The organism is Turicimonas sp. TL08 (assembly GCF_054660695.1).
This window is the reverse complement of sequence record NZ_BAAGDP010000110.1, coordinates 1-255: the sequence shown is the minus strand read 5'-3', so window position 1 is coordinate 255 and position 255 is coordinate 1. Positions and strand designations below refer to the sequence as shown.

Genomic DNA, 255 nt, shown 5'->3' with positions numbered 1-255 from the left:
CTTAGATACTAATATCAGATACGACAGGTAATGTCTTTTGAATTTGCATATTCATTTGGTCTTTGCCACTAAGTACAGACGATATGTATTTACCAAACAGATATTGGACGCACTGAAAATAATTTTTTCCTCAGTTTGTAATGATTTTGAAGCTGACTTAGTAGAGTTTGATGGCGAAAAATATCACGTTCATTTGTTAATTACTTACCCACCTAAAGTCTCTATATCTCGTTCAGTCAATTCTCTGAAAGGAGT

General features: G+C 33.3%; 1 protein-coding gene. It reads left to right on the top strand.

The window, feature by feature from the left end; genetic code table 11:
• Positions 1-37 precede the first annotated feature (37 nt).
• Positions 38-255: IS200/IS605 family transposase (gene tnpA, locus ACYQ4O_RS13160; protein ID WP_460175893.1), on the top strand; the 218-nt coding region annotated here is incomplete at its 3' end.